The following is a 12,759-nucleotide window of genomic DNA, read 5'->3' as shown; positions in this document are numbered from 1 at the left end:
GGTAAAATAGCGCTCGAAAGGAGGGAGCGTGTCCGACGGATCCACCCGTTTCGCCGCCGAGCGGCACGAGCGCATCCTCCGGCTGCTGCGCGAGCGCGGCGCGATGTCGCTGCGCGACCTGGCCGGGGCGCTCGACGCGTCGGAGGTGACCGTCCGCCGCGACCTGCGCGTCCTGGAGGAGCGCGGCCTGCTGGAACGCAGCCGGGGCGGGGCCGCGCCGCTCGGCGGACCGGCCCGCGAGCCCAGCCACCGGGACAAGAGCGGCGTCGCGGTCGCCGAGAAGGAGGCCATCGCGGACCTGGCGGCCACGCTGGTCGGCCCCGACGACGCGATCGTGCTCGGCCCCGGCACGACCACGCAGCGGCTCGCGCGGCGGCTGGCCGGCGTTCCCGGCCTCACCGTCGTCACCAACTCGCTGCTGGTGGCCGCCGCGCTCGCCGACGGGCGGGAGGTGGAGGTCGTGCTGACCGGCGGCGGCCTGCGCGGCGCGACCCACGCGCTGACCGGCGGGATCACCGAACGCTTCCTGGCGGACGTCCGCGTGCGCCGGGCGTTCCTGTCCGGCAACGGCCTCACCGGCGCGCACGGCCTGTCCACCCCGAGCCTGGCGGCGGCCGGGACCGACCGGGCGCTGGCCGCCACCGCCGCCGAGGTGGTGGTGCTGGCCGACCACACCAAGTTCGGCGTGGACGCGCCGTTCCGGACCGTGCCGCCCGAACGCATCGCCCACCTGGTCACCGATCCCCGCGCGCCGCGCGCCGACCTCGACGCCCTGGCCGCGGCGGGCGCGACCCTCCACCTCACACCTTCCCCGACCGCCCCTTCCCCGACCACGGAGCACCCATGAACCGCACCTCCGTCCGGCTGGCCGACGGCCGAGAGCTGATCTACTTCGACGACGCTCCCGGCCTGGACCGGTCCGCGCCCGACAAGCGCGACCTGCCGCCCCACCGGCCCCGTCCCGAGGTGCGGCACGACCCGCTGCTGGACGAGTGGGTCGCCGTCGCCGCGCACCGGCAGACCCGCACGTTCCTGCCCGCCGCCGACGCCTGCCCGCTGTGCCCGGGCGGCCCCGACAGCGAGATCCCCGCCCCCGGCTACCACGTCGCGGTGTTCGAGAACCGCTTCCCCTCCCTGGGCGGTCCCGCCGGGGGCCGGTGCGAGGTGGTGTGCTTCACCGACGACCACGACTCCACGTTCGCCGCGCTGCCCGGGGAGCGTCTCGCCACCGTCGCCGCCGCCTTCGCCGACCGGACCCGCGAGCTCGGCGCGCTGCCCGGTGTCGAGGAGGTCTTCGTCTTCGAGAACCGGGGCACCGAGATCGGCGCGACCCTCCAGCACCCGCACGGCCAGATCTACGCGTTCCCCTACGTCACGCCCCGCACGCGGCGGGTCCTCGACGTCGCGCGCGACGGCTGCGTGCTGTGCCCGGCGGTCGCGCGGGAGGAGCGGGGGGAACGCCTCGTCGCCGCGACCGAGAACTTCGTGGCCTACGTCCCCCACGCCGCCCGCTGGCCCGTCCAGGCGATCATCGCGCCCCGCGCGCACGTCCCCGACCTGCCCGCGCTCGGCGAGGACCGCGCGGTGGAGCTGATGCGCCTGTACGCCGACGTGCTGCGCCGGTTCGACGGGCTGTTCCCCGGCCCGGTGCCGTACATGGCGTGCTGGCACCAGGCCCCCGTCGCCGCCGACCGCGACCGCGCCCACCTGTGGGTGGAGGTCTTCACGCCGCGCCGCACCGCCGACAAGCTCAAGTACCTGGCCTCGGCCGAGTCCGGGGCGGGCGCGTTCATCACCGACGTGCTCCCCGAGGACGCCGCCGCCCGCCTGCGCGCCCACGGCTGACCGGGTCCGGCGCGCGGGGTGTCGGATACGTCACACTCCCGTCGGCGCAGCTCAGGGGGACCCCCGGTTCACCAGGCCCGGAGCCGATCTTCACGGAAATGTCGGACCCCGCTGGAATACTCCTGGAGTGATCGCAGTTTAATCGTTCGCGAAAATGTCAGTCGCTGAAGTATTTTGCGGCGGTACCCCCTAGAACCTCCATCTCCGGCCTCGCACGCCCGCGTGGGCCCTGAACGATTGGACCACTCAGTTGACCGCTCCCGCGTCTCCCAAGGCGACGGACGGCCCACCACCGGCGGCGGACGGCGGCGGACTCGACCGCGGCGTCCTCGCGGTCGCCGCGGTCGTCGTCCTCGGCGCGATCATGTCCATCCTTGACGTGACCGTCGTCAACGTCGCGCTGAAGCACCTCGTCGAGGACTTCAACACGCCGCTCTCGACCATCCAGTGGGTGGCGACGGGCTACACCCTGGCGCTGGCCACGGTCATCCCGGTGACCGGATGGGCCTGCGCCCGGTTCGGCACCAAGCGCCTCTACATGATCTCCATCGGGCTGTTCGTCGCCGGGTCGGCGCTGGCGGGCATGGCCTGGAACGCCGAGTCGCTGATCGCCTTCCGGGTGCTGCAGGGCCTGGGCGGCGGCATGATCATGCCCGCGGGCATGACGATCCTGACCCAGGCGGCCGGCGCCCAGCGGGTCGGCCAGGTGATGAGCATCGTCGGCATCCCGATGCTGCTCGGCCCGATCGCGGGCCCGATCCTGGGCGGCTGGCTGGTCGACGACGTCTCCTGGGAGTGGATCTTCTACATCAACGTGCCGATCGGCGCGGTGGCGCTGGTCCTCGCCGCGCGGATCCTCAAGAAGGACGAGCCGCAGCCCGGCGAGAAGCTGGACTTCCTCGGCCTGGTGCTGCTGTCGCCCGGCCTGGCCGCGCTGATCTACGGTCTGGCCACCGGCGCGGAGAAGAGCGACTTCGGCCGCACCGACGTGCTGCTGGCCACGGTCGGCGGCGCGGTCCTGACCGTGCTGTTCGTCTGGCACGCGCTGCGCCGGGGCAACGAGAACCCGCTGATCGACCTGCGGCTGTTCAAGCGCCGGTCGGTGGCGGCGGCCTCCGGCACGATGGTGCTGTTCGCCTGCGCCTTCTTCGGCGCGATGCTGATCGTGCCGTTCTACTACCAGACGGTGCGCGGCGAGTCGGCGTTCGCCTCGGGCCTGCTGCTGGCCCCGCAGGGCCTCGGCGCGATGCTGACCATGCCGATCGGCGGCAAGCTCACCGACAAGCTCGGTCCGGGCAAGGTCGTGCTGGTCGGCCTGGCCACCGTGGTGCTGGGCGTGGCGGGCTTCGCCACGCTGATCACCCCGGACTCGTCCTACTGGCTGCACGCCGCCGCGCTGTTCGTGATGGGCATGGGCATGGGCATGACCATGATGCCGACCATGTCGGCGGCCATGCAGACGCTCGTGCACGACGAGGTGCCGCGGGCCAGCACCGCGCTGAACATCATCCAGCAGATCGCCGGGTCGATCGGCACCGCGTTCATCACCGTGCTGCTGGCCGCCCAGATGAGGGACCGGGGCCTGCCGGGCACCAACGAGCTCAGCGGTGGCGAGGCCGGGGCCAACGCGCCCCAGCCGCCCCCCGAGGTGCTCGCGGCGATGATGCAGAAGCTGTCGGACTCGTTCCAGACCACCTACTGGTGGTCGCTGGCGCTGCTGGCGTTCGCGTTCCTGCCGGCGCTGCTGCTGCCGCGCCGCAAGCCGGACACCACCGTCGACGCGCCGATGCCGATGCACTGACGCGTTCCGCTCGCACCGGACGCCCCGGCCCGGACCCACGACGGTCCCGGACCGGGGCGTCCGGCGTTCAGGCGCCCTGGAGTCCCTTCCGGTACTCGTCCCTCAGCAGCCGCTTGTAGAGCTTGCCGGTGGGATGGCGGGGCAGTTCGGCGCGGAAGTCCACCGAGCGCGGGCACTTGTAGTGCGCCAGCCGGTCCCGGCAGTAGGCGATCAGCTCGGCCTCCAGCTCCGGCCCGGCCTCGTCCGCCGACAGCGGCTCCACGACCGCCCTGACGGCCTCGCCCATCTCCGCGTCCGGCACGCCGAACACCGCGACGTCGGCGACCTTGGGATGCACGGCGAGCAGGTTCTCGATCTCCTGCGGGTAGATGTTCACCCCGCCGCTGATGATCATGTAGGAGCGGCGGTCGGTGAGGTGGACGAAGCCGTCGGCGTCCACGTAGCCGATGTCGCCGAGGGTGCTCCAGCCGCGTCCCCACGGGTCGCGGGACTCGGCGGTCCTGGCCTCGTCGCCGTGGTACTCGAACGTCGGCCCGTTCCCGAAGTACAGCGTCCCCGGACGGCCGGGCGGCAGTTCGTCGCCCTCCTCGTCGCACACGTGCACCTCGCCGAGCAGCGGCCGTCCGACGGTGCCCTTGTGCGCCAGCCAGTCCTTGGAGTCGGTGTAGACGAAGCAGTTGCCCTCGGTGCCCGCGTAGTACTCCGACAGCACCGGCCCCCACCACTCGATCATCTGTTCCTTGACGGGGACCGGGCAGGGCGCGGCGGCGTGCACGGCGTGCCGGAGGCTGGACACGTCGTGGCGGGCGCGGACCTCCTCGGGCAGCTTGAGCATCCGGATGAACATCGTCGGCACCCACTGGCTGTGCGTCACCCGGTACTTCTCGATCAGCGCGAGAGCCTGCTCGGCGTCGAACCTCTCCATCACCACCACGGTCGCGCCGAACCGCTGGAACGTCAGGCAGTACCGCAGCGGCGCGGCGTGGTACAGCGGGGCCGGGGACAGGTACACCGAGTCGCCGTCGGGCTGGAACAGGAACGCGATGAGGCCGTGGAGCGGGCCCGGCGTCCCCATCTCGGTCAGGGGCAGCGGCGGCTTGACGCCCTTGGGGCGGCCGGTGGTGCCGGAGGAGTAGAGCATGTCCGCGCCCTCGCGCTCCCCGGCGATGGGCGTGGGCGGATGGGCGGCGACGCGTTCCTCGTAGGACTCGAAGCCGGGGGCGGTGCCGTCCAGCATCAGGCGCAGCGACACCCGCGGGGCGCGTTCGGCGACGGCGGCGGCCGTGTCCCGCAGCGCGGCGCTGCTGATGAACACCCGGGCCTCGCAGTTGTCGACGATGTAGGCGAGTTCGCCGGCCTGGAGCCGTGAGCTGATGGCGGTGTAGTAGAGACCCGCCCGCTGCGCCGCCCAGGCGATGGCCAGGTACAGCGGGTGGTTCTCCAGCATGAACGCGATGTGGTCCCCGGCGCGCAGCCCCTCGGCGTGGAGGAGTTGCGCGAGCCGGTTCGACTCCTCGTTCAGTTCCCGGTAGGTGATGACGCGGCCCGTGCCCGCCATGATCACGGCGGGCTTGTCGGGCGTCTCCTCGGCGATCTGCCCCAGGTGCATGCGCCGCACGCTACCTCGCGGGCCGCCGAAATGGAACGGTATTCGGTTTACTGGCGGATCAGACCAGCATGTGGTCGAAGTCGCCGTCCTTGGCCCCGCCGACGAAGGCCTCCACCTCCGCCCGCGTGTAGACGAGGATCGGCCCGTCCGGATAGCGGGAGTTGCGTACCGCGATCTCTCCGGTGGGCAGTTCGGCCAGCTCCACGCAGTTGCCGCTCGGGTTGCTGCGTCGGCTCTTCTGCCATATCAGGCCCTGCCGGACGGGTCCTGGCAGCGCTTGGACGTCCATCGGAGACCCCCTTCTCCACCCCATGATGACACGTGATGCACGTGCATTTGTTCGTGCGAACGGTCTTGCATCTGCACGTTGTGGGGAGCAAGATAGCGAACGCCCGCCCCTGCCCACCCGCTCGCCTTGGGGTTCTGACAATGATCGTTGACCTGGCAGACGCCGCGACCCACGCCCGGGGCCCCCGGCGGACGGCCCCCGAGCACCCGCACCGGCAACCCGACCCCGGCCCCGCGCCCGCCCGCCCGGACGCGCGCCGGGATCCCGGCGCCGGCGCGCCGACCGTCGCCTCCGGCCTGCGCGGCTTCTGGCCGGTCCCGCACACCGGAACGCCCCGCACGGCACGCCGCGTGCTGCGCGCCGACCCCACCTGCGCGCGCGAGGCCCGCGGCTTCACCACCGCGACGCTCGCCGACTGGGGGCTCACCACCGGGGAGCGCGCCGACGACGTGGTCCTCGCGGTGTCGGAGCTGGTCTCCAACGCGCTGCGGCACGGCATGCGCGACCTGTCCCCCGGCTCCGCCCACCCCGTTCAGCTGGTCCTGCTCGGCCACCCCCGGCGGCTGGTCGCGGTGGTCACCGACCCGGGCGAGGACACGCCCGAGCCGACCGCCCACGGCGCCGAGTGGTTCGGCGAGGACGGCCGCGGCCTGCTGGTGGTCGCCGGGGTCAGCGACGCCTGGGGCTGGGCCCCGCTCAGCACCGGCGGCAAGGCGGTCTGGGCGTCGTTCGACCTGCCCCGGCCGCACACGGAAACGGCCGCCTGACACGCAGGCGGCCGCGGGGTCGTTCCGGGATCAGGCAGGCTGCTCCTCGGGCAGCGGGTCCTGCGGTCGTTCCAGCTCGTCCAGGAACGACCGCGCCCAGCGGTCCACGTCGTGCTCCAGCACGCGCTTGCGCATCACGCGCATCCGGCGCGCCTGCTCGGCGGGCGTGGAGCGGATCGCCGCCAGCAGCGCCTCCTTCAGCCCGTCGATGTCGTAGGGGTTGACCTGGAACGCGCCGCGCTTCAGCTCGGCGGCGGCCCCGGCGAACTCGCTCAGCACCAGCGCGCCCCGCAGGTCCTCCCGGCACGCCACGTACTCCTTGGCGACCAGGTTCATGCCGTCCCGCAGCGGCGTCACCACCATGACGTCGGCGGCCAGGTACAGCGCGGCCAGCTCCTGGCGGTCGTACGAGGTGTGCAGGTAGTGGATGACGGTGGTGCCGAGCTCGCTGTGCTCGCCGTTGATGTGGCCGACCTGCTGCTCGATCTGGTCGCGCAGCAGCTGGTACTGCTCGACGCGCTCCCGGCTCGGCGTGGCGATCTGCGCGAACACCGCCTCGCCCGGCTTCAGGTCGCCGTCGCTGAGCAGCTCCCCGAACGCCTGGAGCCGCTGGGCGATGCCCTTGGTGTAGTCGAGCCGGTCCACGCCCAGCAGCACGGTGCCGCCGCCGAGGTCGGCGCGGATCTCCTCGGCGCGCTCCCGCACCGCGGGCTGCGAGATCAGGTCGTGCAGCTCCTCCACGTCCACCGAGATCGGGAACGCGCGGGCGCGCACCACCCGGTCGTCCCAGTGGACGTCCTGCTTGGTGTTGCGGGCGCCGAGCAGCCGCGCGCACAGCCGCACGAAGTTGGCCGCCGCGCCGGGCAGCTGGAACCCGACCAGGTCCGCGCCCAGCAGCCCCTCCAGGATCTGGCGGCGCCAGGGCATCTGCCAGAACAGCTCCAGCGGCGGGAAGGGGATGTGCAGGAAGAACCCGATCCGCAGGTCCGGGCGCAGCTTGCGGAGCATCGCCGGGACCAGCTGGAGCTGGTAGTCCTGCACCCAGACGACCGAGCCCTCCGCCGCGACCGCCGCGGCGACCTCGGCGAACCGCTCGTTGACCCGGACGTAGGCGTCCCACATGGCGCGGTCGTACACCGGCGGCGCGACGACGTCGTGGTAGAGCGGCCACAGGGTGGCGTTGGAGAAGCCCTCGTAGTAGAGCTCGACGTCCTCCGACGACTGGAAGACCGGCACCAGCCTCATGCCGTCCTCCTCGAACGGCTCCAGCCGCTCGTCGGGCGAGCCCGCCCATCCGATCCACGTGCCGTGCCGGCGCCGCATCAGCGGGGCGATCGCGCTGACCAGTCCGCCCGGGCTGCGGCGCCACGACGGGGACCCGTCCGCTCCGACGACACGATCCACCGGAAGCCGGTTGGCCACCACCACGAACTCGCTACCGTCCGTCACTGACGACCTGCCTTCCCGTAACCTGTTGTGACCGCCGAAGGACGGGGACCCGACCGTTCGACGTGTGTGGATCATTCTGCCCTGATCACCCGGCGCCCGAAGGGCAGGTCGCCGACCAGTGATCGTTCGTTCGTCCTACCCAGCGAATCGGACACCACGCACGTCAGAGGCGATCAGTTCGCCACAATTCACTGATTTGTCAGATGGAACGGTCAAATCCCACACCCGGCGCAGAGCGCGCGAAGGCCGCCGCACCGGACATCGGTGCGGCGGCCTTCGCCGGCGGGAGGGCCGCCGGAGGGTCAGACTCCGGCCGGCTCGCGTTCGGCCGCCCTGCGCCCGCCCCCGAACACGAGGGCGTCCAGGGAGAAGCGGCCCGCGCCGGTGCAGGCCAGCAGCACGGCCGTCGCGCCGAGGACGAGCACGAACTCGTAACCGCCCTCGGCGGCGAACAGACCCTTGTCGAGGTGCACGTACCACAGCGCGCCCAGCATGTTCAGGGCCAGCAGCACGCCCGCGACCGGGACGAGCAGGCCCACGATCAGGGCCACGCCGCCCAGCAGCTCCACCCAGGTGGCGAACAGGGCGGCGACCGAGGGCATCGGGATGCCGAGCCCCTTGAACATCGCGGTGACGCCGGAGTGGCCGGTGTCGGTGAGCTTCTGCCAGCCGTGCGCGATGAAGATCACGCCGAGCGCGAGCCGGCCGACCAGCAGCCCGGCGTCGGGGAAGCGAGGGAACAGGGAGCCGCGCGTGGAAGTCATGGGCGGGAGTCCTCCGAGGCTTGTTGTTCAAATCTGAACTAACGCTACCAGGGTTTAGTTCAAAATCGAACCAACTAGAATCGGGGCATGACCCACAGCGACGCCCTCGACCCCCGGGAGCTGCGCGCCTGGATCGCGTTCCTGGCCGCGTCGCACCTGCTGGAGAACCGGATCGAACAGCAGCTCAAGCACGATGGCGGCCTGACCCACCCCGAGTTCGAGGTGCTGGTCAAGCTGGCGATGTCCGACGGGCGGCGGCTGCGCATGTCGGACCTGGCGCGGGAGGTGATGGTCTCCAAGAGCCGCCTCACCTACCAGGTCACCCAGTTGGAACGTGACGGACTGGTGCGGCGCACCGCGTGCGACTCCGACCGCCGCGCGGTGTGGGCCGAGCTGACCGACAGGGGCCGCGAGGCGCTGGAGAAGGTCCGCCCCGGCCACCGCAGGGTCGTCCGGGAGAACCTGATCGACCTGCTGACCCCCGAGGAGCTCGAGGTGCTGGGCGAGGCGTTCACGCGGGTGGCCCAGCGCCTGAGCGGCTGAGATGCGCGACTTCGGCGGCCTGGTGGAGCGCGCGCCGCGCCGGGTCGTGCGGCCCCGGTCGGCCCGCGACGTCGCCGCGGCGATGCCGGGCGCCGTGCCGCGCGGGTGCGGGCACTCCGACGACGGCCGCTCCCTCACCGCCGGGACGCTGCTCGACATGCGCGCGATGGCCGCCGTCGGCGAGGTGCGGCCCGGCCGGGTGGCCGTGGAGGCGGGCGCGACCTGGCGGGAGGTGCTGGACGCGACGCTGCCGCACGGCCTGGCCCCGCCCGTCCTCACCGACCACCTGGACCTGACGGTCGGCGGCACGCTGTCGGCGGGCGGGATCGGCGGCTCCTCCCACCGCCACGGCACGCAGGCCGACAACGTCCTGGACCTGGAGGTCGTCACCCCCGACGGCGCGGTCACGCCCTGCTCCCCCGCCACGCGCCCGGAGCTGTTCGACGCGGTCCGCGCCGGGGCCGGACGCCACGGGGTGATCACCCGCGCGACGCTGCGGCTGGTCGCCGTCCCCGCGCGCGTCGTCTCCTGCAAGATCCCCTGCCCCGGCGCCGCCGCCCTGCTGGACCGGCAGCGCGCCGTGGACGCCCCGCACGTCTTCGGCCAGGCCAAACCCCAGGACGGCCCCGGCTGGCGCTACGAGTTCAAGGCGGTGCTGCCCGCCGGGTCACCCCTGCCCGAGGGCGCCGTCGAGGCCGAGGAACTCCCGTTCCCCGCCTTCGCCGACCGGATGCGCCCCGACGTCGAGCGGCTCGTCGCGCTCGGCGAGTGGCGGCGGCCCCACCCCTGGCAGGTCGTGCTGCTGCCCGCCGCCCGCGCCGCCGGCGTCATCGAACGGACCCTGGCGGAGACGGCGCCCGCCGACATCGGACTCAGCGGGGTCGTGCTCGTCAAGCGGCTGGTGGTCCGGCGCGTCCCGAACCTGCGCGCCCCCGCCGACCCGGTGCTGTTCGGCCTGCTGCGCACCGCCTCCCCCGGAGGCACACCGCCCGACCGGATGCTGGCCGCCAACCGCGCGCTGCTCGAACGCGCCCGCGCGGTCGGCGGTGTCCCCTACCCACCGGCCTGACCTGGCCTTTTTCGCGCTGACCGCATCCGGTCGCCCCATTGAAAAAATCTTCTTTTACATAAAAGAATGTTTTTGCGATGAGAGACATCCTGTACCTGGAGACCGTCGAGCAGGCCGAGGCCCTGCTCAAGCCGCAGCGCATCGAGGTGCTGCGGCAGCTGGCCGAGCCCCGCTCGTGCGGCGAGGTCGCCGACCGCCTCGCCCAGACCCAGCAGCGCGTCTACTACCACGTCAAACGCCTGGCGGACGCGGGCCTGGTCCACCAGGTCGCGCAGCGCCGGGTGCGCGGGATCAACGAGGGCGTCTACCAGGCGGCGGCCCGTTCCTACTGGATGTCGCCGCGGCTGGTCGGCCGGATCGGCGGGCCGCGGCGCGCCCGCGACGAGATGAGCCTCGGGCACCTGCTCGACCTCATGGAGGAGGTCCAGGCCGACGTCGCCGCGCTCGACCGGTCCGCGCCCGAACTGCCGTCGATCGGCGTGTCCGGGGACATCCGCGTGCGGCCGGAACGGCGGCAGGAGTTCCTGGACGACCTCCGCCGCACGCTCCAGGACCTGTTCACCCGCTACGGCGGCGCCGAGGGCGACGCCTTCAAGCTCGCCGTGGCCTGCTACCCCAAGGAGGACGACCGTGAGTGACCCGATGAAGCTCAGCCTTCGCGTGAAGGCGCCCCTGAAGAACGTCCACCACGCCCTGACCGACCCCGCCGAGCTGCGCGTCTGGCTCGCCGAGCACGCCGAGGCCGACCTGCCGGACCGGTTCGGGTTCTGGGGGCGGCACACACCCGAGGGCGACCGGCCCCGGCAGCGCCTCCTGCACGCCGACGAGCACGTCCTGCGCTTCGTGTGGCGGCTCGACGACGAGGACACCACCGTCGAGCTCGCCCTGGAGGAGGAGGCCCCGGGCGCCACGATCGTCCGCTACACCCAGACCAACGTGCCCGGCTGGCAGGCGGCCGTCACGGAGGAGAACAACCGCGCGCTGATGCACACGTTCTGGGCGCTGGCGCTGGCCAACCTCGCCGACCACCTGGAGGGCCGCCCGCTCACCGGGTTCTGCGACTTCACCTCGCCCGAGATGCGCAACCAGGTCCACATCGACGCGCCGCCGCAGGCGGTCTACGACTCCCTCATGAAGCCCGAGGAGTTCCGCCGCTGGTTCGGCGCGAACGTCGACATCGAGCCGCGCGTCGGCGGCCGGTTCGCGATGGGCGGCTTCGACCTGGACCCCCACCCCGCCACGATCGTCGACCTGGAGCCCGGCCGCCGCTGCTCGCTCCGGTGGGCCGACGACATGACCTCCTCCTGGGAGCTGGAGGGCAGCGACGGCGGGACCCGGCTGACGTTCGTGCAGAGCGGGTTCGACGAGGGCAACCCGTCCTACGGCGCCTGGATGGGCTGGCTCAGCGGCGTCGCCGAGCTGCGCCGCTACCACGAGATCCCCGACTGGCGCCCGCTGTGGCTGGAGGTGCACCTGGAGGGCGTCCCGGAGGGGATGCTCAGCTACGAGTAGACCGGGTGCGCGTTCTGGAACGCCAGCCGCTCGTCGGCACCGGCGGCGATCCGGTCGAGGAGGTCGTCCAGCTCCATGAACACCTCCCAGCGTTCCCGGCCGGACGCCGCCGCCAGCCGGTCCACGACGCGGTCCTCCAGGCCGGGGACGCGCTTGGCCTTCCACACCTTGTCGGCCAGGCTGACCAGCAGGTCGTCCAGGCCGGCCCCCGGCGCGTCCCAGTCGGCGTGGGTCCGGGCGAAGCGCGCCAGGCGCTCCTCCACGCCGCGCGACCGCAGCAGCGCGTACCCCGCCTCCTCATGCGCGGACCCCGGGCCGGACAGCTCGGCGGGGTGCAGCGCCTTGCCGATGTCGTGGGTGGCCGCGCCGAACAGCACCGCCTCGGCGTCCACCCCGGCGGCCGGGTGGTGCTCGGCCGTCCAGGCGACCAGGGCGCGCGCCACGTCGTGGACGAGCCGCAGGTGGGCGCGGAGCCGGGGCGGGGCGCCGGTGTCGGCCAGCAGCCGGGCGGCCCGGTCCGGGAGCGGGGCGGGCCCGGGCGTCGCCCCGGTCACCGCTGGGCGAGCGCGACGGTCGCGGCGTTCGGCAGGTCCGCCAGGGCCTTGCCGGGGACCAGCAGCTTGGCGGCGCGCAGCCCGCTGCCGATGACGACCTGCGGGGCGGCGGCGACGGCCTCGTCCACCAGGACCGGCCAGTCGGCGGGCAGCCCGACCGGGGTGATGCCGCCGTACTCCATCGCGGTCAGCCTCGTCGCGTCGTCCATCGGCGCGAACGACGCCTTCCGCGCGCCCAGGTGCCTGCGGACCACGCCGTTGACGTCGGCGCGGTCGGTCGCCAGCACCATGCAGGCCGCGTAGGCGACCTCGCCGCCGCGCTTGGCCGCGACGATCACGCAGTTGGCGCTGGCCTCCAGGGGCACCGCGTAGTGCTCGCAGAACGCCGCCGTGTCCGCCAGCGCGGGGTCGATCGCGGCGGCGAGCGCGTCCGGCACCGCGCCGACCGCCGCCGCGACGGGGGCGGCGAGCAGGTCCGGGTGCCCGCCCGCGGGCCGCCAGTCCAGGTTCCCGACCAACGTGTGCTCCTTCCGGTCCGGAAAGGCCCACTCTGCCAG

The 12,759-nt window shown here is 73.0% G+C and carries 14 protein-coding genes; 8 read left to right on the top strand and 6 right to left on the bottom strand.

What is annotated here, in order from left to right:
- Positions 1 to 28: 28 nt before the first annotated feature.
- The 3 genes from HNR61_RS31900 to HNR61_RS31890 all read left to right on the top strand — a co-directional run bounded on the left by HNR61_RS31900 (position 29) and on the right by HNR61_RS31890 (position 3,646).
- On the top strand, positions 29 to 847 hold the full coding sequence (locus tag HNR61_RS31900) for a DeoR/GlpR family DNA-binding transcription regulator (RefSeq protein ID WP_312898196.1): 819 nt from the start codon (positions 29 to 31) through the stop codon (positions 845 to 847).
- Positions 844 to 1,845 (top strand): galactose-1-phosphate uridylyltransferase, encoded by a 1,002-nt coding sequence (gene galT, locus HNR61_RS31895; RefSeq protein ID WP_182846869.1) that lies wholly within the window; start codon positions 844 to 846, stop codon positions 1,843 to 1,845. Before HNR61_RS31900 ends, galT begins: the two co-directional genes overlap by 4 nt.
- A gap of 250 nt (positions 1,846 to 2,095) precedes the next feature.
- Positions 2,096 to 3,646 carry a DHA2 family efflux MFS transporter permease subunit gene (locus HNR61_RS31890; RefSeq protein ID WP_182846868.1) on the top strand — a complete coding sequence of 517 codons (1,551 nt, stop codon included), beginning with the start codon at positions 2,096 to 2,098 and terminating at the stop codon, positions 3,644 to 3,646.
- A 67-nt stretch (positions 3,647 to 3,713) separates the two neighbouring features.
- Here HNR61_RS31890 and HNR61_RS31885 read toward each other — a convergent pair whose 3' ends face one another.
- Positions 3,714 to 5,255, bottom strand: a complete 1,542-nt coding sequence (locus tag HNR61_RS31885) for an acyl-CoA synthetase (protein WP_182846867.1) — start codon at positions 5,253 to 5,255, stop codon at positions 3,714 to 3,716.
- A 58-nt stretch (positions 5,256 to 5,313) separates the two neighbouring features.
- Complete coding sequence (locus HNR61_RS31880; RefSeq protein WP_182846866.1) at positions 5,314 to 5,544, bottom strand: DUF397 domain-containing protein; 231 nt, start codon at positions 5,542 to 5,544, stop codon at positions 5,314 to 5,316.
- A gap of 140 nt (positions 5,545 to 5,684) precedes the next feature.
- On the opposite strand from HNR61_RS31880, the gene HNR61_RS31875 reads away from it, so the two are divergent.
- Complete coding sequence (locus HNR61_RS31875) at positions 5,685 to 6,311, top strand: ATP-binding protein (RefSeq protein ID WP_182846865.1); 627 nt, start codon at positions 5,685 to 5,687, stop codon at positions 6,309 to 6,311.
- A 30-nt stretch (positions 6,312 to 6,341) separates the two neighbouring features.
- Here the strand turns inward: HNR61_RS31875 and HNR61_RS31870 are convergent, their stop codons facing one another.
- On the bottom strand, positions 6,342 to 7,760 hold the full coding sequence (locus tag HNR61_RS31870; protein ID WP_312898195.1) for an alpha,alpha-trehalose-phosphate synthase (UDP-forming): 1,419 nt from the start codon (positions 7,758 to 7,760) through the stop codon (positions 6,342 to 6,344).
- Positions 7,761 to 8,062: 302 nt separating this feature from the next.
- A complete protein-coding gene (locus tag HNR61_RS31865; protein WP_182846863.1) occupies positions 8,063 to 8,524 on the bottom strand; it encodes a DoxX family protein in 462 nt (153 codons plus the stop codon).
- 87 nt (positions 8,525 to 8,611) lie between these two features.
- Between HNR61_RS31865 and HNR61_RS31860 the strand changes: the two genes are divergently transcribed.
- From HNR61_RS31860 to HNR61_RS31845, 4 genes are all read left to right on the top strand, one after another.
- Positions 8,612 to 9,067 carry a MarR family winged helix-turn-helix transcriptional regulator gene (locus tag HNR61_RS31860; protein ID WP_067824043.1) on the top strand — a complete coding sequence of 152 codons (456 nt, stop codon included), beginning with the start codon at positions 8,612 to 8,614 and terminating at the stop codon, positions 9,065 to 9,067.
- 1 nt (position 9,068) lies between these two features.
- Entirely contained in the window at positions 9,069 to 10,136 is a 1,068-nt protein-coding gene (locus HNR61_RS31855) for an FAD-binding protein (RefSeq protein ID WP_182846862.1), read from the top strand.
- 77 nt (positions 10,137 to 10,213) lie between these two features.
- The gene (locus HNR61_RS31850) at positions 10,214 to 10,774 is read left to right on the top strand and encodes an ArsR/SmtB family transcription factor (RefSeq protein WP_182846861.1); all 561 of its coding nucleotides are present in this window, start codon (positions 10,214 to 10,216) and stop codon (positions 10,772 to 10,774) included.
- Positions 10,767 to 11,648: an SRPBCC family protein gene (locus HNR61_RS31845; protein WP_182846860.1), complete on the top strand. Its 882-nt coding sequence runs from the start codon at positions 10,767 to 10,769 to the stop codon at positions 11,646 to 11,648. The genes HNR61_RS31850 and HNR61_RS31845 overlap by 8 nt, the downstream gene beginning before the upstream one ends.
- On the opposite strand, the gene HNR61_RS31840 is transcribed toward HNR61_RS31845, so the two are convergent.
- Both HNR61_RS31840 and HNR61_RS31835 read right to left on the bottom strand, forming a co-directional pair.
- Positions 11,639 to 12,202 (bottom strand): HD domain-containing protein, encoded by a 564-nt coding sequence (locus HNR61_RS31840; RefSeq protein WP_182846859.1) that lies wholly within the window; start codon positions 12,200 to 12,202, stop codon positions 11,639 to 11,641. The two genes, HNR61_RS31845 and HNR61_RS31840, sit on opposite strands and share 10 nt — an antisense overlap.
- Positions 12,199 to 12,720, bottom strand: coding sequence for a YbaK/EbsC family protein (locus tag HNR61_RS31835; protein ID WP_182846858.1), 522 nt, complete (start codon positions 12,718 to 12,720; stop codon positions 12,199 to 12,201). Before HNR61_RS31835 ends, HNR61_RS31840 begins: the two co-directional genes overlap by 4 nt.
- Positions 12,721 to 12,759 lie beyond the last annotated feature (39 nt).

It is taken from the genome of Actinomadura kijaniata (assembly GCF_014138665.1).
GTDB classification, from domain to species: domain Bacteria; phylum Actinomycetota; class Actinomycetes; order Streptosporangiales; family Streptosporangiaceae; genus Spirillospora; species Spirillospora kijaniata.
Note: the sequence above shows the minus strand (reverse complement) of the source record. Positions and strands in the feature narration are given on the sequence as shown.